Origin of the sequence: Fluviicola taffensis DSM 16823 (assembly GCF_943372375.1) — a bacterium.
Lineage (GTDB): Bacteria > Bacteroidota > Bacteroidia > Flavobacteriales_D > Crocinitomicaceae > Fluviicola > Fluviicola taffensis_A.
On the sequence record NZ_CALRYJ010000006.1, the window covers coordinates 214323 to 236845 of the forward strand.

General features: G+C 42.4%; 14 protein-coding genes and 1 tRNA gene. 3 read left to right on the forward strand and 12 right to left on the reverse strand.

Annotated features, from left to right (window positions below):
• Position 1: 1 nt before the first annotated feature.
• The 7 genes from AAG807_RS10985 to AAG807_RS11015 form a co-directional block, all read right to left on the reverse strand.
• Positions 2-484: a cupin domain-containing protein gene (locus AAG807_RS10985; protein WP_341903622.1), complete on the reverse strand. Its 483-nt coding sequence runs from the start codon at positions 482-484 to the stop codon at positions 2-4.
• Positions 485-1255, reverse strand: a complete 771-nt coding sequence (locus AAG807_RS10990) for a hypothetical protein (protein ID WP_341903625.1) — start codon at positions 1253-1255, stop codon at positions 485-487.
• 74 nt (positions 1256-1329) lie between these two features.
• Complete coding sequence (locus AAG807_RS10995; RefSeq protein WP_341903628.1) at positions 1330-1914, reverse strand: nitroreductase; 585 nt, start codon at positions 1912-1914, stop codon at positions 1330-1332.
• A gap of 187 nt (positions 1915-2101) precedes the next feature.
• A complete protein-coding gene (locus AAG807_RS11000) occupies positions 2102-3529 on the reverse strand; it encodes a hypothetical protein (RefSeq protein WP_341903631.1) in 1428 nt (475 codons plus the stop codon).
• Positions 3530-3531: 2 nt separating this feature from the next.
• Entirely contained in the window at positions 3532-3993 is a 462-nt protein-coding gene (coaD, locus tag AAG807_RS11005) for a pantetheine-phosphate adenylyltransferase (RefSeq protein WP_341903634.1), read from the reverse strand.
• A gap of 1 nt (position 3994) precedes the next feature.
• Positions 3995-4534, reverse strand: a complete 540-nt coding sequence (locus AAG807_RS11010; RefSeq protein WP_341903636.1) for an RsmD family RNA methyltransferase — start codon at positions 4532-4534, stop codon at positions 3995-3997.
• Positions 4525-5274: a DUF3822 family protein gene (locus AAG807_RS11015; protein WP_341903639.1), complete on the reverse strand. Its 750-nt coding sequence runs from the start codon at positions 5272-5274 to the stop codon at positions 4525-4527. The genes AAG807_RS11010 and AAG807_RS11015 overlap by 10 nt, the downstream gene beginning before the upstream one ends.
• Positions 5275-5413: 139 nt before the next feature.
• Here AAG807_RS11015 and AAG807_RS11020 point away from each other — a divergent pair, with 139 nt between their 5' ends.
• Complete coding sequence (locus AAG807_RS11020; RefSeq protein ID WP_341903641.1) at positions 5414-6847, forward strand: AAA family ATPase; 1434 nt, start codon at positions 5414-5416, stop codon at positions 6845-6847.
• Positions 6848-6903: 56 nt separating this feature from the next.
• On the opposite strand, the gene AAG807_RS11025 is transcribed toward AAG807_RS11020, so the two are convergent.
• Positions 6904-9204, reverse strand: coding sequence for a hypothetical protein (locus AAG807_RS11025; RefSeq protein WP_341903643.1), 2301 nt, complete (start codon positions 9202-9204; stop codon positions 6904-6906).
• A gap of 105 nt (positions 9205-9309) precedes the next feature.
• Positions 9310-19482: an FG-GAP-like repeat-containing protein gene (locus AAG807_RS11030; RefSeq protein ID WP_341903644.1), complete on the reverse strand. Its 10173-nt coding sequence runs from the start codon at positions 19480-19482 to the stop codon at positions 9310-9312.
• Positions 19483-19723: 241 nt separating this feature from the next.
• Here AAG807_RS11030 and AAG807_RS11035 point away from each other — a divergent pair, with 241 nt between their 5' ends.
• Positions 19724-20200, forward strand: a complete 477-nt coding sequence (locus AAG807_RS11035) for an acyl-CoA thioesterase (protein ID WP_341903646.1) — start codon at positions 19724-19726, stop codon at positions 20198-20200.
• A 39-nt stretch (positions 20201-20239) separates the two neighbouring features.
• Here the strand turns inward: AAG807_RS11035 and AAG807_RS11040 are convergent, their stop codons facing one another.
• The gene (locus AAG807_RS11040; RefSeq protein ID WP_341903648.1) at positions 20240-20746 is read right to left on the reverse strand and encodes a hypothetical protein; all 507 of its coding nucleotides are present in this window, start codon (positions 20744-20746) and stop codon (positions 20240-20242) included.
• A 103-nt stretch (positions 20747-20849) separates the two neighbouring features.
• A complete protein-coding gene (locus AAG807_RS11045; protein ID WP_341903650.1) occupies positions 20850-21302 on the reverse strand; it encodes a response regulator in 453 nt (150 codons plus the stop codon).
• A 452-nt stretch (positions 21303-21754) separates the two neighbouring features.
• Between AAG807_RS11045 and AAG807_RS11050 the strand changes: the two genes are divergently transcribed.
• A tRNA-Lys gene (locus AAG807_RS11050) sits at positions 21755-21827 on the forward strand.
• A 571-nt stretch (positions 21828-22398) separates the two neighbouring features.
• Here the strand turns inward: AAG807_RS11050 and AAG807_RS11055 are convergent.
• On the reverse strand, positions 22399-22523 hold a 125-nt coding region (locus AAG807_RS11055), incomplete at its 5' end, for a transposase (protein ID WP_341903655.1).

A 22523-nucleotide genomic window follows, 5' to 3' on the forward strand; every position in this document is an offset into this window, starting at 1 on the left:
CCTATGTCAATTTAGTAATAATGGATTGATGATCCGGATACTGTTTCATCAGTTCTTCCGAAGTGAACAACTCGAAATCTGCGAAGTCAAAACCGGGAGCTACCGCGCAGGAAACAAAGGCATAACCTTCGTCGTTTTTCAGATGGGAACCGAAAATGGTAAGAGCCGGAACTACATGGAATGGAACTTCATTTTGTGTCAGGTCCAAACCTAGTTCGATGACCTGGTGTTCGCCATTGGGAAAAATACTATGAACAAGCAGGGGAGAACCCTCATGAAAATACCAGCATTCGTCTGATTGGATGCGGTGAAATCGGGAGATACTATTTCCGGTGATCAGAAAATAAATACTGGTGAGAAGCTGCCGGTCTTTTCCAGGAATGGATTGCGAAGAACGATAGGTTTCAGCATAAAAGCCACCTTCGGGATGACTTTTTAAATTGAATTTCTCAATAATTTCTTGTGCTCTTTGGGGAATTTCCATTTATTCTATGATGGGTTTATTCGGAGGATCCTTCTTCTTTTTGGGAGTCGGGATGAAATACCTGAAATCAATGGTGAAATACCCTGCAGAAATCGGCTTATAAGCAAACAGCTGCTTGGATGTCCCACTTTGTCTGAGAATGGAAACACCAAAAAGTGGCGGTTTGAATGGAACCTTGGCACCAAAGCCTAAAAAGAATGTTCCTGCCTTTTCAGTCCGGAATTCAAATCCGAATCCGGCGTTGAAAGCAAAGTAAGTGCTTGCAGTTCTTCGTCCCTGAATGAAAATGGCCTTTTTTGCTTCGGGAAGCATGGAGTCCTGAACATCTGATGGATAATGTGTGATTGATACACCAAGAGAAGCATCGGCATACCATTTTTCAGTCAATTTAACGTAGAAAAGGGCATTGAGGGGAACGTCGTAGTTTATGAATGCCAGTTTCTGACTGTCATAAATACCGGAATCCGGCAGTGAAACTCCCACATTATAGATTCTTCTCACTTGGGATATCCCTGTTTCCAGACTGATATTCTTTGATAATCCGATCCGGATCGTTGCACCGAATGTGAATCCCCATTTATTATGAAAATCAGTGGTCATGGAGCCGGAACTATCCAACAATTCGGTATGGACTGCACCAATGAAGTTATTTGGGATAACGGGAGCTGCAACAATTCCAAAATAAGATGGAAACCGCTCCTTTTTTCGTTTTTGCCCATAGGAAACCAGCGAAAAAGTACAGATAATTAAGATACATATGGATTTCAGCATGGTACTTTTTCTCTTTCTACTGTTAACGAGTTTTGTTTTTATATAGTTGGTAGACTAACGTCGATTTGATCGAGTTATTGTTTCCACTCTGTGAGGTACTCAATTGGTTTTCGCTGACCTTTTGGCCATTCGATTGCCGGATATCCAAGGTAAAACAAGCCAATGCAGCGCTGTCCCTTATCCAATCCCAAAAAGTCATTGAAACGCTCGAATTTAATCACTCCCGGAGTAGACCAAAATCCACCGATTCCTTGAGCTGTCGCTGTTAAGTGCATATTTTGGACTGCACATGAAATGGCAGCGAAATCGTCTTCTTCCGATATTTTGGTGTCTTCAGCCCGATCCAATATGATTGCAACTACGGCACTTGCCATTTTGGGTCTGCTCATCAATTTTCCCAGCTTGCTATCTACCTGTTTCTCTTTTGGAATTTCAGAAAGATAGATGCTTCCCAAGGCTTCAGACAGATCATTCAGTGCATTTTCCTGAAATACGATGAATCTCCAGGGTTGAGTCATTCCATGAGTAGGAGCCCAAACAGCATTGTTCAGCAACAATTCGATTTGCTCTTTGTGAATTTTTCGGGTACTGTATTGTTCCGGGTAAATGGTTCTTCGATCGCGAATAATCGCTGTTACTTCACTTAGATTGTAACGCATTCTTTATTTTTTTGTAAAAATAAGAAAAAGCGACAGCTTTTGAAGACTAAATTATGACAAACGTTAGTGCGAAAATAATTTAGGAAAAGCGACTCAGTCCGCCGCGGCGGAAAGACTAAATTATGATCAGCCGTGGCTGATTAGTGCGACACTAACCAGGACAATTCGCGAATAGCAATGGTTCTAGTTAGCGATCTGACCCATTTCCTTCCTTAAGTGCTTTCTGAATCAAAAAGAAGGTTTTGTCTATCGTATCATAAGCTCCGTTCGGAATAGGACCTAAGGCGGGAGCATTCACGACATATCCGAAAGGATCTATCAGAACATAGTAGGGATAATTTGCGACATTGTAGTTCTTGAAAATGGAATTACTTTCTTTACTGGAAATCACTTTCCATGGTAATTCGTTCTTCAGTTTGGCCAGATCTACCCCTGGATTTTCCTTGTAAACCATTACGAAGTTGATATTTTCTTTATAGCGTTCGTAGATCGGTTTCAGGAGATTCATCTGCTTCATGTTGTCCAAACTGGTCGGGTCAACGAAAAACAGGTAGAAATACTTTTTTTGGAAGCTTGGAAGTGTCAGGTCAGTTCCTTCATCTTTCAGCAAGAAATCGGGTGCTTTGGCTCCCTGAGTTAGTTCCGTCAACCGGAAATGCAAATTTTGAGCAATGATCTTGTTTTCCGGGTACTTACCAAATCGGGCAACACTATCCAGGATCGTCAGGATATTGGTCTGAGGATAATCTTTTTCATAAAAGCACTCTGAAAGTGTTTTCAGCATGATCAATTCCCGAAGTTTGTATTGTTTCGATAAGGTATATTCTCTGGAAAGTGCGCGATTGATTGCACTGGGACTTGATTTTACTATTCCAAGATAAACCTGATTGTTTATTTCCGAATTGATGCGAGGCAAGAGCTTTTCGTAAAAATGGGTGATGTAGTCCATGTAGACCTCGTTCTGATAGTAGGTGGGAGTGGACTTGATATAAAAATCATACTTTTCATACTGGTTCCTGTTTCCTATAAAGCGCAGATCATCGAGTTTGGCAATGGTGTATTTCCTGTGATAATTGAAATACCGGTCAATGGTATCTGCATGATAGTATTTTTCAACTGCCATTTTGAAGGTATCCAATCGTGCAACGAAAAACTTGGAGTCTGCATTGTGTTTGGTATAGTAGGTTGCTACAAACTCATCATTCCAACGGTTGAATTCCAGAATCTTGTAATTGATATCCTCTTTTCCCAGATTGAAGAAAATAAGTTCCACGAAGTTTCCGGAAGGATTATAGGTGTCGTATTTGTTCTTTTCCTGGAACAATACTTCGTATTTACCTGCCGGATTTGCAAACATGCTCGCTTTGTTGTTTCCAGATTTCAGAATCAATTTACGCGTTTCATCCAGGTTGAAAACGAGGCTGAAAGTGCTATCTGCTTTTACCGTTGAAGAGGCGATTCGCTCCTCTCTCATGGTGATGAAATCGGAGATCTGATAAACTTCCATTTCTTTTCCGATGTAAGCAGGGGCATACCCATTGATTTCGGTCAGGGATTGAGCATGCAGTTGCAAGGATGCAATGGAAATGAAAAAAAGGATAAGGTATCTGTTCATGTCTAATTAACGAGCTGTTCGAAATTTGTTACATACTTATCAATTTCCCCGCCATTTTTATAGATTTCACGGATGATCGTTGCGTTGATTGCAAAAAGGGAAGTATCCGGAATTAAGAAAACCGTTTCAATCTCTGTCATAGAGCGATTCATCAATGCGATCGGAACTTCATAATTAAAGTCTTTAACATCTCTCAGACCACGTAAAATGAAGTTGCATCCTTCATCCTTACACATTTCAACGGTCAATTTTTCGTAGGTGATCACACGTATTTTGGATTCGCCTTCGAAGCAGCTTTTGATATGCTTCAGCCTGTTTTCCAACGAAAATAAATAGTTCTTGGTTGAATTTATTCCAACGGCGATGACTATTTCGTCAAATAAGGAAAGCCCTTTCCGGATGATATCTTCATGACCTTTGGTGAAGGGATCAAACGATCCCGGGAAACATGCACTTTTTTTCATGTCATTCAAATTGAAAGAAACTAAAGTAAACATTACCGAAGTTTCGTGTTTCTAAATAACCACTTTCCTGAGTCAGATCTGTTTGTTTTCCATGTTCAATTAAACAGATTCCTCCGGGATTCAATAGCTTTCGTTCACGTATGATTCGAACCAGTGTATCGTGGAATGTCAAATCGTAAGGAGGATCTGCAAAGATCAGGTCGAATGTTTCGGGACAATTATCCAAAAATCCGCGCACCTCATTTTTGACAATGTGCCACTCATCTCCGATTCCCAATTCCTTTTTGAGTTTGTACATGTATTTGATACAAACCGGATGCTTGTCCAGAGAAGTTACATTTCCGGCTTCCCGTGAAAGGAATTCCAAGGAAATATTCCCGGTTCCGGCACAGAGATCCAGGATATTGAGATTGACTAAACTATACCTGTTTTCCAGTACATTGAAGATTCCTTCTTTCGCAAAATCCGTTGTGGGTCTTGAAGGGAAACTTTTCGGAGGACTAAACCTTCTTGCTTTGTAGATACCTCTAACTATACGCACAATGTCTGATATTGAAGATGATTGGATACTTGTATTTCGATTTTTGACTGTTCAAACAACTTGATTTTCTTTAAATGTGTTTCCAGACGTTTCTGAATGCCTTCAACTTGTTCGCCGGTACCGTGAATGTACAATTCATTCTTGGATTCGATTTTAAGCTGCGTAAAAACGGTTGCCAGGTGATAAACGATATCTTCCTCGCTTTGGTATTCCTGGATGCTGGTGTGTGCTATATTCCCGTCTTTCCGGACCACAAAGGAAAATTGTTCTTCATGAATGACCAAATGGCTTCTTAAAGGAATCAATGAACCGGTAGTCAGATGACGGAGGATGTGCGCTATTTCGTGCTGGATGACAATTCGGGGTGCTTTCAGGATGAGGACGGATTTTACCCACATCGGAAGCTGATAAATGATCACCGAACTCCAATCCGGTAAGCGGTTGTAGTCCACGTCGCTTTTGGAAATAGGCTTGTGGACTGTATATTGCAATAATGTTTCGGGTGTTGAAGCTGAGAATAAGGAATTCGGAACCAAACAAAACTCCTGTGCAAAATAAGAACATGAAAAATTCTCAAAACGATCCAGATTTCCAATTTTCTCAATGACTTGAGTCAATACTTCCTTGTATCCGACATCGGTTCTTTTCGTACAATTTACTTTTTCCAATAACTGGATTTCATTCCCGGTCAATTGGAAGGCTGCAATGCTTTGTTGAGTAATTTCTATGATTAACTGCACAAATTCGTTTTAAACAAAGATAAAAAGAAAAGGCTCACTTCGACTCCGCTCAGTGTCCTTTTACTGAATGTGTCAATACACAGGTGACTGAGCGTAGTCGAAGGCTCTGTGATGCTTATTTTATTCGTAATTTTAGATTATGGATTCACCGTCTTTTCAAGAGGAATGTTATCGCTTGATTTTGTCTTTTTTCGGACATGTTCCAAACGAGGAACAGGAATTATTGATTCGGCACCTTTCCAATTTCACGTTTGAAGAGGAGAATCCGGCTTGTTTTATTTTGAAGGGATATGCCGGAACCGGTAAAACAAGTATTCTGGGTGCCTACATTCAGGCTTTGAATGTGCTAAAACGCAAAACAGTTTTGATGGCTCCAACCGGAAGAGCTGCAAAAGTGCTTTCACTGAGATCCAAAATGGGTGCAACGACGATTCACAAACGAATCTATTTCACAGGAACCAGTCCGGATGGAACAGTGAAATTGCAATTGGCACCTAATAAGTCCAAGAACACGATTTTCATTATTGATGAGGCTTCGATGATTGGAGATTACTCGCTTCAGGCGGATGGCAGTGTTTCAAGGAACTTATTGGAAGATGTATTTGAGTACGCCTTGGGTGGTGAGAATTGTAAATTGATCTTGTTGGGGGATGAGGGACAACTTCCTCCGGTTGGTTCGGATGAAAGTCCGGCTTTAAGCACCGCTTATATGAATCAGCACTTTCCCTTGGTTCACTTCACGATTTATGGATTGACATCCGTTGTAAGGCAGCGAACGGATTCCGGGATTTTGGAGAATGCCACGCGCATCCGGCAAGCCCAGGTGGATGAGACAGTTCCTCAATTGGATCTGCATTCCTTTCCCGATGTGAAAGCTGTTCCGGGAGATGAATTGATCGAGAAAATAGAATCTTCCTATAGCAATTACGGGGCAGATGAGGTGATGATCGTTACCCGATCGAATAAGCGGGCTAATCTATATAATCAACACATCCGGAATCGCATTCTGATGATGGAGGAGGAGTTGTGTGGAGGAGATTTGCTGATGGTGGTGAAGAACAATTATTTTTGGTTGGATCCGCTCAGTTCCGCCGGATTTATTGCAAATGGGGAATTGATAAAAGTACATCACATCCGGAGAGTCGAAGAGTTGTATGGTGTCCGGTTTGCACATTTGGAGATTTCCCTGATCGATTATCCGGACCTGGATCGTTTTGAAGCCATTGCTTTCATGGAAACCTTGACCATTGAGCAGCCAAATCTGGATCGCGGTTTTCTAAAAAATCTGTTCTTCGAGATTGAAAAGGATTTCATGCATGAACACAATAAGCAGAAGCGCTACCAGGAAATCATGAAATCACCCTACTTCAATGCACTCCAAATTAAATTCGCGTATGCGGTGACCTGTCATAAATCACAAGGCGGACAATGGGCTGCCGTGTTTGTGGATCATGGTTACCTGGAATTCGAACAGGTTGACTTCTCCTTTTTACGCTGGTTGTATACGGCAGTGACTCGAGCAAGTGAGCAATTGTATACGGTTAACCTGATGGAACAACTAATTGAAGAGTGACTTCGACTCCGTTGCGCCTATGCTGAAGCAAGGTTAGTGCAAGTATTCAGTCACCTTTATTTTCTATTTAAAAGTTCCTGCCATTTGAATGAAGTTGGTCCACAACTTACTTTTACTCCGTCCAATTGCTTGTTTAAGCGATCGATTACGATCTTGGCATCTTCTCGGCTCAGATACGTTCCGGCAAGCACATTCAGTTCTGATTTCAATTTTTGAATCACAGTTGCGGTTCTCAATGCCGATAGGTAATCATTTCCACTCAAATGGTATTTGTTCAATTCGGTTTGGATGGATTCATCATCGGATTTCAGGTTGGTCTTCACAGGATCGGTAAATGTGTTTACTTCCAATAGAATTCCACGGTTCAGGAAAATATTGACCTGTGTTGAACGCAAACGAAGATTGGAAGAGTCCATTTTCGCTTTCATTCGTTCCTGATCTGTGCCGCCTTGGTAGGCATTCCATTCAGTTCTGTCAGTTGCTCTGACAACCAGGGTGCCGTTCCATTTTCCAACCCCTTGTCCACGGCTGATGACTTCAAAAGGTAGTTTTTTATCCAGAAGTGCTTCGAAGAATTGTCTGATTGAAACGCTATCGGAAGCATGGAATAACTGATTGTTCAGGTTCCATTTATTGGATTCGAACTGATCTACCAGGTTCAGTTGGACGCGTGCATCGAATCCGGGTTTGGAATCTACGAGGTTCACATGCAGCATTACTTCATCTGCATTATCCGAAAGTGGTCCGTCAGGAATCGCGATCAGGCGAACCTCAAAAGGTGTTTTCAGACTGTCTGCCCTGAATGTGAACTCTTGGGTGTATAAATCGAATGTGGATGAATCGGAGAAGGTGTAAAGTCCGTCTTTTTCAGTATAATCCACCCAATGATATCCCATGGCAGCCTTATAGTTGTCCAATCTTCTCTGATAAATCGCCAAAAGATCGATAGCCGCCTTTTTTTCGATTTCCAATTCTGCAATGATCTTTTTATAGCGTTCGTATTCACCATACAGATAAATAATGCCTGTTTGTTCTTTTCTGCGGGATTTCTTGTCGGAATCTGTTTTTGGTTGCGCCTTGAATTCGCCACCGGTTGTTTTTTTCAATGCTTTCTTCTTTGCTCTTTTCACTGAAGCGGGAACTTTCGAGCTGGTGGTGATTGTTCCTTGGGTCATGTTTGAGTACTTGTGTTCGTCCTCGTTGATTTTCTTTTCAGTCTCGTCCTTTTTTCGTTTGGCCGTTTCGATGTCATAATCGTACCCTCTTTTTCCATAGATTTTATCCCATAGCTTGGCCACCTTGTCCTTTTCCAGTTCATTGACTACCGCCTGAAATGTTTTTCCATCGCTATAGGTTGAATCCGGTGAAAGGAAACGCGTATCATTCGATCCGAATAGGTGATAGGATTGCCCGTTTCGCTCAATGACGACGGTCGTCTGCTTTTTCGTATTGTATCCCCAAACGTCGAAGTGAAGTTGGGTCAGTTTATTGTCACCGGCTGTTTCAAAATCAATTGCAGGCATTCGGATGGGTTCCAATGCGGTCTTATTTCTTTTGGAGGCTTCAATGATCTTTGCATCGTAAGGGAAAAGTCCGATTGCTTTTGGAAGACCTTTATTCCATTTTCCATTTTCATCTTTCTCCCGTTCATTGAGTAATCCGGATGTTTCCGAGCCGTCACCGGCAGCAATTAATATATTCTTGAAAGTAGTTGCTGTTCCGCCCAGTTGAAGAAAAATCTCATAAGCTCTCTTTTCGACGTACGCATTTGTAGCATAATTCATAGCTTCAATTGTTGCCAATTGGTCATCTACGGTTAAAAAGTTGAACGTTGCCAACATGGCTGCTTTGTCATTAAAACTAAGTCCCGGATTCAGAACGGCAGACAGTTTCTTTTGAATTTCCAGGTTCCCGTTTTCTGTTTTCATAGCAGAAGGAGGGAGCTTTGATTTCAGAATCCCTTCGAACTGGTTGTATTGGGTTTTGTATCGTTCCAGGTCATTTTCCGATTGACGTGATGCCAGAAGCATTTTGTTCAGTTCCCAAAGTGCCATTTTATTGGCTGCTTCTGCGATAATTCCTTTGGGAGATTTTTCAATTTCCCCTTTTCGGATAAATAGTGAATTCGGATTATTGATGATGTAGCTTTCTATGGAATCGTAATTCAATTCCTTGTTCATCAAACGAACCTGAGGTCCCGAGTATTCGAAATAGCGTCCGATACTATTGTCCAGAATGGGACTTTTTTTGACAATATGGAAAAGGTATGCGCGGTCTTCTGCTGTAAAATCAGTTGGTCCTTGACTAAAGGATGCAAGGCTTACAAATGAGATCAAAAGGGTGTAAACGTATTTCATTCGCTGTATTATGGAATCCAAATATCTTAATAATTGTTTCGACTAAAATAGGTAACAGAAATATTTGTTAACAAAAAACCCCGGCGATAAATGCCGGGGTCTATTTTAATGATTGATGATCAAAGGCATTCGTTCCTGAATTTCCTGATCACTATTGATTTCAATATAGTATACTCCATTTGAATAGGCGTTCAGATCAAATTCTAGTGTAAAGATTCCCGAGTAAGATTCGTTGAATACCATTTTTCCTTGTGCATCGTAGATAATGATCTGATCCATCGGAGTTCCGGTAGAGATTACTTTGAATTGTCCGTTGTTCGGATTCGGGAATAAAGAGAAGTATGTACTTTCTTTTTCGTCGATACCGGCACAGTCATTTACATCGATAGTTGTCTGAGCACTAGCAGAACAATTATTCACATCCACATACGTATAAGTTACAATGGATGATCCGATACCTGCATTTCCAGGATCAAAGATGTTACTTGTAATTCCATTACCGGTATAGATACCACCAGCCGGTAAGCCATTCGACATGGTAAACGGAGCAGCGAAGCTACACAATGGTTGGAATGGATTCACAGTCACAATTGGATTTGAATTGACAACCACCGGAACGACTACTGAAGAGGCTGAACATCCGTATACGTTCTGAACAGAAACCCAGTAATTTCCGGAAACCGTTACTTGCAATACCTGACCGATATATCCTGTCGACCACGTATTTGTTCCTGTTCCTGAAGTGAATAAGAACAATTCTTCTCCATCACAAATGGTTGTTGGTCCGCTTGGAGTGATAATTGGTGTGGCAGGTGCAGGATTTACGTTTACAACAACTGGTGCTGAAGGTTGCGATGGACATCCTGTTTGATTACCAACTACCGAGTAAGAACCTGAAGTAGTTACAATAATTGATTGTGTCGTCGCTCCTGTTGACCAGGTACTATTAGGATCTGATGAAGTCAATGTCACACTGGAACCATCACAAATAGTTGTTGAACCGGATGCTGAAATATTCGGGATGGAAGATACCGGGATAACCGTTACGATCATCGGGCTGCTTGTACTTGTACATCCGTTGACGTTTGTATAAGTTACCGTGTAATTTCCACTTACAGTTGCATTGATGCTTTGAGAAACACCTCCTGATGACCAAGTGTTTCCACTAGTGTATGAAGAAGTAAGTGTTAAAAACGATCCCTGACAGATAGTTGTCGCTCCACCCGCAGTGATGGAAGGAGGTGCAGGATTTGATTGAACATTCACAACTACCGGAGTAGAAGATGGAGAGGCACAACCATTTCCATCTATATGGATCACACTGTAGACTCCACTTGTAGTTGCAGTAATACTTGGAGTCATTGCTAATGTAGACCAAGAGTTTCCGGTTGCATAAGATGAGGTTAATGTCACTGATCCACCTGCACAGAATGTAGTAGGACCACTAGCCGTGATCACCGGAGCGGCAGGAATTGAATTGACTGTTACCGTAACCGGTGTTGACGGAGAAGATACACAACCGTTTCCATCCGTATAAGTGACAGAATAAGTTCCATTGCTGCTGACAGTTACGGCATTTGCAGTTGAACCGCTTGACCAAAGATTCCCAGATGTATAGGAAGAACTTAACATAACTGAACCACCTGAACAGAATGATGTCGGTCCATTTGGACTGATCACCGGAGCTGCTGGAAGTGGATTAACCGTAACCACCGTTATTGGCGATGCAGGTGATACACATCCGTTTCCATCGGTTACAGTCACAGAGAAGTTACCAGCAGCTGAAACAGTGATTGATTGGGTATTTTCACCACTTGACCATAAATTACCTCCTGTAGAAGAAGAAGTCAAGGTTACGGAGCTACCGGCACAAATTGATTCCGTCGTTCCTGTTACGATGGTTGGAGCAGGAGGTAGGGAATTAACTGTAACTGTCTTTGGAGCTGAAGTACCGGAACTACATCCGTTCGTAATTACCTGTACCAGAAAGGTACCGGAAGAACTTACAGTGATTGATTGTGTAGTTGCTCCGTTAGACCAGAAGTTATTACTTGCAGAAGAAGAAGTCAATACGACCGTACCACCGGCGCAGAAAGTAGTCGGACCACTAGCTGTAATCGTTGGAACTGCAGGAATTGCATTTACTGTAACGTTTACAGGAACAGAAGCACTCGATGTACATCCCAATACTGTTTGAGTAACGGTATAGCTTCCGCTGGCTGTCACTGTGATTGATTGGTTAGTTTCTGTAGTTGACCAGGTATTACCTGAACTCACTGAAGAAGTCAATACGACAGAACCGCCTGCACAGAATGTTGTCGGTCCACCAGCACTAATTAGTGGTGCTGCCGGAACAGGGTTAACAGTAATTGTTTGAGTTGCATTCGGACTTGTACATCCCAATGAAGTCACATTTACAGTATAAACTCCACTTGTGGAAACTGTAATTGATTGCGTTGTGGCACCTGTCGACCAAGTATTGCCTGAAGCCGCAGAGGATGTCAACACCACGGAACCACCTGTACAGAATGTTGTTGGTCCGCCAGCAGTGATTGTTGGAGCAGTTGGAATCGGATTTGCCGTAACGTTGATGACATTTGAAGTAGCTGAAGTACAAGATCCGTCCACAATTTGTACCGAGTAAGAACCGGAAGCAGTTACTGTGATGGATTGTGTTGTTTCACCAGTCGACCACAAGTAGGAAGTACCCGCAGTTGAAGTCAATACTACCGAACCACCTGCACAGAAAGTTGTTACACCACCTGCAGTGATTGTCGGAGTGGCTGGTGTCGGATTAACAGTCACGTTCGTTGAAGCAGAAGCTCCAGAGGAACATCCTGATAGTATTTGCTCTACTGTATAAGAACCAGCTATTGTTACTGTAATCGATTGTGTTGTTTCACCGGTCGACCAAAGGTTTCCACTAGAAGCTGAAGAAGTCAATACAACAGAACCGCCTGAACAGAATGTTGTTGAACCACCTGCAGTAACTGTAGGAACTGAAGGAATCGGATTCGCAGTTACGTTAATTACATTTGAGCTTGCTGAAGTACAAGGTCCGTCCACAATTTGTACGGAGTAAGAACCGGAAGTCGTTACTGTAATGGATTGTGTTGTTTCACCTGTAGACCACAAGTAAGAAGTACCTGCAGTTGATGTCAATACTACTGAACCACCGGTACAGAATGATGTTGAACTTCCTGCAGTGATTGTCGGAGTAGCTGGAGTTGGATTCACCGTCACGTTCGTTGAAGCCGATTGACCTGATGCACATCCGGCTGTTATTTCTTCTACCGAGTAAGAACCGGAAGTTGTTACCGTAATCGATTGCGTTGTTTCACCGGTCGACCAAAGGTTTCCACTAGAAGCTGAAGAAGTCAATACAACAGATCCGCCTGAGCAGAATGTTGTTGAACCACCTGCAGTAACTGTAGGAATTGAAGGAATCGGATTCACTGTTACGTTGATAATATTTGAAGTTGCTGAAGTACAAGGTCCGTCCACAATTTGTACGGAGTAAGAACCGGAAGTTGTTACTGTAATAGATTGTGTCGTTTCACCTGTAGACCACAAGTAAGAAGTACCTGCAGTTGATGTCAATACTACTGAACCACCGGTACAGAATGATGTTGAACTTCCTGCAGTGATTGTCGGAGTGGCAGGAGTTGGATTAACCGTCACGTTGGTTGAAGCTGATTGACCTGATGCACATCCGGCTGTTATTTCTTCAACCGAGTAAGATCCGCTTGTAGTTACCGTAATCGATTGCGTTGTTTCTCCTGTCGACCAAAGGTTACCGGATGCCGCAGATGAAGTCAATACTACATTGTTTCCGGAACAGAATGTCGTTGGACCACCAGCAGTAATTGTAGGAACTGAAGGGATTGGATTAACGATAACTGTTATAGGTGAAGCAGAACTTGTTGTGCACCCGAATCCATTTGTAACATCCACAGAATAAGATCCGGCAGTAGTCACTGTAATGGATGGTGTTGTAGCACTTGTTGACCAAACATTCCCTGTTGCTGCAGACGATGTCAAAACTACTGACCCACCTGCACAGAAAGTCGTTGGTCCGCCAGCTGTAATGGTAGGAACAGAAGGATTAGGATTGACAGTAACTGATGTAGCTGTTGAATTCCCGGAAGTACATCCGGATACTATTTGTTCTACGGTATACGAACCGGAGGTTGTTACCGTAATGGATTGTGTTGTTTCACCGGTTGACCACAAGTTATTGCTTGAAGCAGAAGAAGTCAAGATAACAGAACCACCGGAGCAGAATGTTGTTGGACCACCTGCAGTGATCGTAGGTACTGAAGGAATTGGATTTACGGTAACATTCGTTGCCGCACTCATTGGACTAGTACATCCGTTTGCATCCGTAATTTGAACCGTATATGAACCTGCAGTGCTCACGTTGATAGAGGCCGTTGTAGCTCCGGTCGACCATAAGTAAGATACTCCGGGACTTGCTGTCAAAGTGACAGAACCACTAGCACAGATAGAAGTAGAACCGCTAGGAGTGATTGTCGGAGTGGTAGGTAAAGCATTCACCGTTACTGCTGTTGGAGAACTTGCTAAACTTAAACAACCTGCTGCATTGGTTACCTGAACCGTATAAGATCCTGAAGTGGCAGCACTGATTGAAGCCGTTGTAGCTCCTGTTGACCATAAATAGGTTGTTCCGGCGCTTGACGTCAAAGTTACCGATCCGCCTGCACAGAATGTTGTTGATCCACCGGCTGTGATTGTCGGTGTTGCGGGAATTGCATTAATGGTAATTGTTGTAGACGAACTAACCGGACTTGTACATCCTCCAGTTGTTACTTGAACCGTATAAGAACCGGCAGTCGTTACGTTGATTGAGGCTGTTGTAGCCCCAGTCGACCATAAATAAGAGGTTCCTGCGCTTGAAGTAAGTGTTACCGAACCACCTGCACAGAATGTTGTTGGTCCACCTGCAGTAATTGTTGGGGCAGCTGGGGTAGCATTTACAGTAACAGTTGTTGGAGCACTAGCTGTACTCAGACAACCCGCAGCATTTGTTACCTGAACCGTATAAGAACCGGCAGTTGTTGCGAGAATGGAAGCTGTTGTAGCTCCGGTCGACCATAAATAGGTTGTTCCGGCACTAGCAGTTAATGTTACCGAACCACCCGCACAGAAAGTTGTTGGACCACCCGCTGTAATAGTTGGAGCGGAAGGAGCCGTATTTACTGTAACAGAAGTTGGAGCGCTGGCAGGACTGAGACATCCTGAAGCATTTGTTACTTGAACGGTATAAGAACCGGAAGTTGTAGCACTGATTGAAGCTGTTGTAGCCCCGGTCGACCATAAATAAGTTGTTCCTGCACTAGCAGTTAATGTTACCGAACCACCGGCACAGAATGTTGTTGATCCACCAGCAGTGATTGTTGGTGCACTTGGCAATGGATTAACTGTTACTGTTGTTGCAGTACTTGAAGCACTCAAACAGCCCTCTGCATTCGTTACTTGAACCGTATAAGACCCGGCAGTTGTTACGTTGATCGATGCCGTTGTAGCTCCAGTCGACCATAAATAGGTTGTTCCGGCACTAGCAGTCAATGTCACTGATCCACCTGCACATATTGAAGTTGCTCCTCCAGGAGTGATTGTCGGAGTAGCAGGAGTTGTTGTTACCGTAACAGTCGTAGGCGCACTAGCTGCACTCAGACATCCCGCTGCGTTTGTAACCTGAACCGAATAAGAGCCAGAAGTTGTCGGGCTGATTGAAGCTGTTGTAGCCCCAGTCGACCATAAATAGGTTGTTCCGGCACTAGCAGTTAAAGTTACGGAACCTCCGGAACAGAATGTTGTCGGTCCACCTGCAGTGATAGTCGGAGTGGCAGGTGCTGCATTCACTGTCACGACAGTTGGCGCACTAGCCGGGCTTAAACATCCCGCAGCATTTGTTACTTGTACGGTATATGATCCGGAAGTCGTCGCTGAAATGGATGAAGTTGTTGCTCCCCCTGGCGACCATAAATAAGTTGTACCTGCACTAGCAGTTAAAGTTACGGAACCTCCGGAACAGAATGTTGTCGATCCACCAGCTGTAATAGTTGGTGTTGCAGGAATTGCATTCACTGTTACGACAGTCGGTGAGCTGGCTGCACTAAGACATCCCGCAGCATTTGTTACTTGTACGGTATAGGAACCTGAAGTTGTAGCAGAAATGGAAGCCGTTGTTGCTCCCCCTGGCGACCATAAATAAGTTGTACCTGCACTAGCAGTCAAGGTAACAGATCCACCCGCACAGAAAGTCGTCGGTCCACCAGCAGTAATGGTTGGTGTTGCTGGAAGAGTATTCACTGTCACGACAGTCGGTGAGCTGGCTGCACTCAAACATCCCGCAGCATTCGTTACTTGTACGGTATATGAACCTGAAGTCGTCGCGGAAATGGAAGCAGTTGTTGCACCACCCGGTGACCACAAATAAGTTGTTCCTGCACTTGCGGTCAATGTTACTGAACCTCCTGCACAGAAAGTTGTTGGTCCACCAGCTGTAATAGTTGGTGTTGCAGGAACTGCATTCACGGTTACGACAGTCGGAGAGCTGGCTGCACTCAGACATCCCGCAGCATTCGTTACTTGTACGGTATAAGATCCGGAAGTTGTTGCAGAAATGGATGAAGTTGTTGCACCACCCGGTGACCACAAATAAGTTGTTCCGGCACTTGCGGTCAATGTTACGGAACCTCCTGCACAGAAAGTTGTTGGTCCACCAGCTGTAATAGTCGGTGTCGCAGGAACTGCGTTCACTGTTACGACAGTCGGTGAGCTGGCTGCACTTAAACATCCCGCAGCATTCGTTACTTGTACGGTATAGGAACCTGAAGTTGTGGCAGAAATAGATGAAGTTGTTGCTCCACCCGGTGACCACAAATAAGTTGTTCCTGCACTTGCTGTCAATGTTACTGAACCACCCGCACAGAATGTCGTTGGTCCGCCGGCAGTGATTGTCGGAGTAGCAGGCAAAGTATTAACTGTAACTGTGGTTGGAGCACTGGCTGCACTAATACATCCTGAGGCATTGGTAACTTGTACGGTATATGAACCGGCAGTTGTTACGTTGATTGAAGCCGTTGTAGCTCCAGTCGACCATAAATAGGTTGTTCCTGCACTCGCAGTCAATGTAACGGATCCACCCGTACAAAATGTTGTTGGTCCTCCTGCAGTGATTGTCGGAGTAGCAGGAGTTGTAGCCATTGATACGGAAACAGCCGTTGAGTTCGCTGATGAACAAGAACCGTTATCCAAATGAACAAAGTAAGATCCCGCTGAATTGACAACGATTGATTGTGTTGTTGCTCCGGTTGACCAGATATTGTTAGTTGCAGAAGAAGAAGTCAATGTTACTGTTCCACTAGGACATAAAGTAACTGGTCCTGCAGGTGAAATAGTCGGTGTTGCCAAAGATCCTGAAATCGTTACTGTAATTGAATTGGATACTAAGGCAGGACAACCGCCAACATTATTTGTTGCGGTGTATGTTCCAGCTGTTGAAACTGTAATGTCTTGTGTTGTTGCACCACCCGGTGACCAAGTGATATTCGTTCCTACAGTGGAATGCAAAATAACGGATCCTCCCGTACAGAATGAAGTTGGTCCTTGTGCTGTAATTACAGGAGTTTGACTCACTGTAAGAACAATTGCAGTGGATTGCGGTGATGTACAGCCCGCATTCGTATAAGTTACCGTATATGATCCGGAAGTTGAAGCTAAATAGGTTTGGTTTGTAGCACCTGAAATAAGCACACCATCTTTATACCATTGGTTTCCTGTGGCTTGAGATGAGGTTAGTGTAACCGTGTTTCCCTGACAAATCGTTGAACCACCGCTATTGCTAATTGTTGGTGCTGAAGGTCCGGCAGAAACAGCAACTACCAGCGAGTTTGAACTACTGGAACACCAATCACTCCAGGAAGAGGAAGTAGTTGTATAATACGTACCGGAAGTAGTTGCACTGATTGCTTGTGTTGTTTCCGAATTGGGAGACCAGTTGTACCACAAGGCAGAGGTCGAAGTCAGTGTCACAGAATTTCCATTACAGAAAGTCAATGGTCCACCCGCGGTGATTTTTGGGGTGGTATTTAAAAGAATGTTGATGCTTTTACTCGTTGAATTAGTTACAGCAAGATCAATGCGGGTGTCATTGTTAAAATCCCCAAGGGCAAAAGATCTTGGTAAAACCTCAGTTGAGAACTTTTTAATATTTGCCGCATAGGTACTAAAATTGAATGCGCTATTGACAGCATTGTTACCCATTAAAAGGATTACATTTCCACTATAACCTGCTCCTTCTGCGTAAAGGCAGAGAACATCCATTTTATTGTCATTGTTGATGTCTAAAAGTTTGATGTCTTGAGGATTTTGAGGTGTTGGTAAAGGAATGGAATAGGAAGTGTTTGTTAATGTTCCGGTAGCGTTGAATAATCTACCAATTCCTCCTGTTCCAAGAACCACAACATCAATATCTCCATCATTATCAAAATCTCCGGCATCAATTGCTACTGGACCAGCTGCTGTAGCAGTTACTCCGGCAGAGGTGAAATTTGCTAATCCGTCATTTGTTAATCGAGTAATATTGTTTGATCCTTTGTTAGCGGATACTATATCCTGATCTCCATCTGCATCACGATCAAAAATAGCAATGCCAATAGGGTTCGTTCCAACAGATACCGAAACTGGCGCACCAAAACTAGAACCACTGCTTGATAGAAGAGTCGATACATTATTGGTACTTTGATTGGCAACGACTATATCTAAAAAAGCATCGGCGTTTAAAAGTCCAAGTCTTACAGAAACGGGTCCCGTACCTGCAGGATAAGCAGTGGGTGCTGAGAAGCTACCAGCACCGTTACCATAAAAGACAGAAACTTGATTGGAAGTACTATCTGATGTAACAACATCTATTTTTCCATCATTATTCAGATCTCCGGAAATAATTGACGTAGGGTTCGTTCCTGTTGTAAACGATGATCCTAATGTAAATCCTCCTACACCATTACCTAAGGAAATGCTAAAGGAGTTACTTAAAGGATTGGTAAATACTAAATCTTTATTTCCATCTCCGTTGAAGTCATTTGAATGAATACTTCTAGGTGAATTTGGAAGTGCATAAATATCAGGTAGGACATAATTGTTGGATGGATTGCCGACATATGAATTTATGTAAGCTGCATTCAGTTGACCAGTAACGAAATCAATTTTTGAATCTCCATTAAAGTTTCCAGCAACAATACATCTAGGTGTTCCCGGACATTGAGTTGTTTGGTTTAATGTTAAGGTTCCGGTTGAACTGCCAAAAAATATGGAAATGGTTGATGAACCACCATTTACAACAGCAATATCTTTAAATCCATCCCCATTGATATCATAATTGACTAAGTTTTCAGGTCCTAAACCAGTTGCATAAGCTGTCGCGGCACCCATTACTCCTGATCCACTATTCTTTAAAACTGAAATGGTATTTGCAGTCTTATTGGAATTAATTACATCGTTGTCTGAATCGTTATCAATATCACATACTGTTAATGAAAATGGACCAGCCCCTGTTGCATAGATTATCCCGGTAGCAAATGTTCCAAGTGATCCGGAGTTATTTATTGATATTCCAACGCCACTGGTTCCAACACTAATTATGTCAAGATGATTGTCACCATTCATATCGGCTAATCTGACATCACTTAAGGCGCCTGAGACATTAAAAGTACCTGAAAGAGTAAATGTTTCAGGGGCTCCTATATTTCCATAAAGAGCCTGGAGATTAGTACCAATCGAGAAAACAACATCCTTAGTGCCATCTTCATTGATATCTCCGAGAGTAAGACATTTTGGAAAACTAAGTACATATGTTGTTAAGCTATCAAAGATACCATTCCCTTGACCTAAGTAAATGGTTATACCAGTTTGGTGTGATAGTAACAAGTCGAGATTTCCATCTCCGTCTAAATCAGAATTTTCCACTTGGCCTGGTAATTGTCCACCACCGCCAGAGATTGAAGTCCCGAATTTGCCGTTCCCCAATCCCTTTACGAAAGAATAGCGATTTAAGTAACCATTCCCATAGTTTCCAACAACAATGTCTAAATTACCATCATTGTCAAAATCACCTTTGGTGATTCCTCTGGTGTTACTATAGGATTTATTAAACGACACGTCGTTTCCTGAACTAAAACAGCCACTTGGAGTTTGTGACCATGCCGAGGAAACTATCATGGAGAATGATAGGAAATAAAGTAGTTTTTTCATATACGTTTAGTCAAGGTAACAGGAAGTGTATTAGTTCTACAAGCCGAAGATAGTTCTTTTTTTAACAAAATTTAGCGCTCGCTTGCGTTTAGTACAAAAATTGCTAAATCGATTATCTTCGAGGTATTAGTTTTCAGTATAATTCGAACGAAAAAAAAATCAAAAGGTTGTATTTTTGTTCGAATTATCACAAAATTAATTGATAATTCAATTAAAACAAACTATTTGCTATTTTCGCTCTATGCAAGATAAAATTACTTTCCAGTTTGTCAGTGAACCGACAGATGTCAATTTTGGAGGAAAAGTGCACGGTGGCGCTGTGATGAAATGGATTGATCAGGCTGCTTATGCTTGTGCTTCCACTTGGTCAGAAGGGTACTGCGTAACGGTTTACGTTGGAGGAATCCGCTTCTTCAAACCAATCCATATCGGCAGTTTGGTGAAGATCCAGGCTCGGGTGATCTATACCGGAAAGTCAAGTATTCATATCGGAGTGGATGTTTTCTCCCGAAAAATGAGTGAGCATAAATACGAAAAGACAACCCACTGTGTGATTGTCTTTGTTTCCGTAGATGAACAAGGGAACCCCAAACCAACCAATCAATGGATTCCGAATTCGGAACGCGAAATGCAATTGCAACAGTATGCCAAACGCTTAATGGAATTGCGCAAGGATATCGAAGTGGAGATGGGGCCTCATTTGAAAGATTTATTTTAGTAAACAGCAGTGGCGCGATTAATCGCGCCACTGCTGTTTTTATGACTGCTGAAGAAACGTTTTGTATTTCTTTCCTGTCCAGTAAATGACCAGGCTATTGGTGTCGCTTCGGATCAATTGGATTGCAGGGAGTTTCAAAGTGATCTTTTTCTTGTTTCCATCGTTCATGATGTATTTGCTCCGGTAGATGAACCAGCGTTTTGTCCACGAAAGGGAAGTCCCCATTTCCGTAGCTGTTCCGCACCCAATCACGTAAACCAGGTTCTTCACATTGTTGACAATCATCACTCCTTTGGTATGGTCGATTTTGTTCTCTACAAAGAAGGCGATATCCACCTGACCATCACCTGTAAAATCAGCTTCGAAATAGAAGGGGTTGAAATCCGTGAGAATAATGTGTTTTTGGGCTATTTCCGACTTCTCCAGAACCGGTTTTACCCAATTCGGAATGTTATTTTGGATCAAGAGGGAATCGGTTTCACAAACTGCATGATTTGCAAGCAGGATAAACCAAATGAACAGGCTGAAGGGGATGATCGTTTTCATAAATTGAGATTAGAGTTTAACTAAATCTACCCCTTTTGAATTCACGTATTTTAACAAAAACCTGAACGGTCGGATTTGTTTACTTAACTGGTGAGATTTCCCATTAATTGATTCGCGGAATATTCAATTGATAAGGAAAATCCTCACTGTTCAATGTCTGCTGGATCACCATTAGTGAAAGCTCCATCAACTCATTATTCTTGAAGATGATTCCATCAGCACCGGCATCCAGGCATGAACGCAGAATGTACGAGTTGTTTTCATCCGTTACAATATAGACTTTTGCCAAAGAGGTTTTCTTCTTGATCGTGTCCATAATATCCAATCCGGTGAGGTTCGTTCCCAGATTGTAATCGAGGAATACAATGGAATGGATTCCCGGCAGATCAGATAGGAACTCTGCGGAATCCGTGTAAGTACTGATTTTGAAGTGATTTTGGTGCATGGAATAGGCTGTAAGCAATTCTCTTTCCAGCTGCAGTTTATACAAGGTCGTATAAAACGGATTGTCATCTAATACCTGAATGCGTAATCCGAAGAATGGGTGCTTTTCCATGACGTTTGTTTTTAGTTTGTTTTAATCGGTGTTGGTATGTTTCGCTTTCCATGCGGAGTGATCTATATGGATTATGATTTCCTCATGGCTGAACGTTTTAGCATATCAACGTAAACCCCTTTCCGAAATTCATACCGAGTTCCGTGAAGAACTGTTAAAGCCTTCTGCCCACAAAGCTTATCGGACAGAGGAGGGGTGTGCCAAAAAATAAAATAATGGTCGATTTGAAAGAGGCATTTTCAAAATGAAAAAGTGGGTTCATTTAGTAAAAACGAAGAATCCATTAAAAAAAGGTTAAGGAAATTGATTTTAATTAGTGCTTAGATTCAGCTTGTTAGCGGGCTTGGTGCATTTTTTTGAGTTTTTTTTACGAAAAGCACTTGCATAAATACAAAAGATATCTATCTTTGCACCCGCAATCACGAATGAGTGTAGCGAAGAAATAAAACGAAGATTCCGTAGCTCAGCTGGTAGAGCAATACACTTTTAATGTATGGGTCCTGGGTTCGAATCCCAGCGGGATCACAAAAAGAAAAAGCATCGCGATAGTGATGCTTTTTCTTTTTGTCCCTCTTCACTCACACCCCACACTCACACTGGCAGCGATGCTTTTTCTTTCAGGGAAGAGTGTGAGTTTTGAGAGCGGGATCCGTGTTCGAAGCTGAGATTGAACTTCCTCCTTTGAAGGGGACCGAGGTCTTGATGACTCTGACGAGTATCAGACTCTGTAAGAGAGGATGGCACACTCTAATCTACCACAAACCATTGATTTTAGTGTGTTTTCCTATCGAATCAAAGTTGTTCGAATTCCATTGGGTTTCAGACTGATTTTCTATTTGATAAAAGTTTCAAATCGGTTACTAAATCATTCGAAATACCTGTCATTAGGATCATCACAAAAAGAAAATATTGAACACGATTATAATCTTCTAATTCCGTGTTAGTGAATCCTGAACCAAAATCTGTTTACCTTTGCTGATATAAGTTGTCTGCAGCTATCAACTACACTCGTACCGATGCATGAAATAATCAAACTAGATAAAGGAAACTATTCCGGGGAAGTCCAAAACTTGGGATCAAGACCAAATTCTGGGGACTAAGAATAAATTTGGGTTAATCGGAATAAAAAATATTGGATGTCCCTAACACCTCTAAATTGTGATCTGAAAGCCTTGATTTTGGCATTGAAAGATTCAGCGGCGGCATTTGTACTTCGGTTAT

What these genes read in the sequence shown, in the direction of transcription:
- AAG807_RS11040 (WP_341903648.1), bottom strand. Translation starts at nt 20,746, where the DNA reads ATGAAAACGATCATCCCCTTCAGCCTGTTCATTTGGTTTATCCTGCTT.
- AAG807_RS11025 (WP_341903643.1), bottom strand. Translation starts at nt 9,204, where the DNA reads ATGAAATACGTTTACACCCTTTTGATCTCATTTGTAAGCCTTGCATCC.
- AAG807_RS10995 (WP_341903628.1), bottom strand. Translation starts at nt 1,914, where the DNA reads ATGCGTTACAATCTAAGTGAAGTAACAGCGATTATTCGCGATCGAAGA.
- coaD (WP_341903634.1), bottom strand. Translation starts at nt 3,993, where the DNA reads ATGAAAAAAAGTGCATGTTTCCCGGGATCGTTTGATCCCTTCACCAAA.
- AAG807_RS11045 (WP_341903650.1), bottom strand. Translation starts at nt 21,302, where the DNA reads ATGGAAAAGCACCCATTCTTCGGATTACGCATTCAGGTATTAGATGAC.
- AAG807_RS11000 (WP_341903631.1), bottom strand. Translation starts at nt 3,529, where the DNA reads ATGAACAGATACCTTATCCTTTTTTTCATTTCCATTGCATCCTTGCAA.
- AAG807_RS11035 (WP_341903646.1), top strand. Translation starts at nt 19,724, where the DNA reads ATGCAAGATAAAATTACTTTCCAGTTTGTCAGTGAACCGACAGATGTC.
- AAG807_RS11020 (WP_341903641.1), top strand. Translation starts at nt 5,414, where the DNA reads ATGGATTCACCGTCTTTTCAAGAGGAATGTTATCGCTTGATTTTGTCT.
- AAG807_RS10985 (WP_341903622.1), bottom strand. Translation starts at nt 484, where the DNA reads ATGGAAATTCCCCAAAGAGCACAAGAAATTATTGAGAAATTCAATTTA.
- AAG807_RS10990 (WP_341903625.1), bottom strand. Translation starts at nt 1,255, where the DNA reads ATGCTGAAATCCATATGTATCTTAATTATCTGTACTTTTTCGCTGGTT.
- AAG807_RS11030 (WP_341903644.1), bottom strand. Translation starts at nt 19,482, where the DNA reads ATGAAAAAACTACTTTATTTCCTATCATTCTCCATGATAGTTTCCTCG.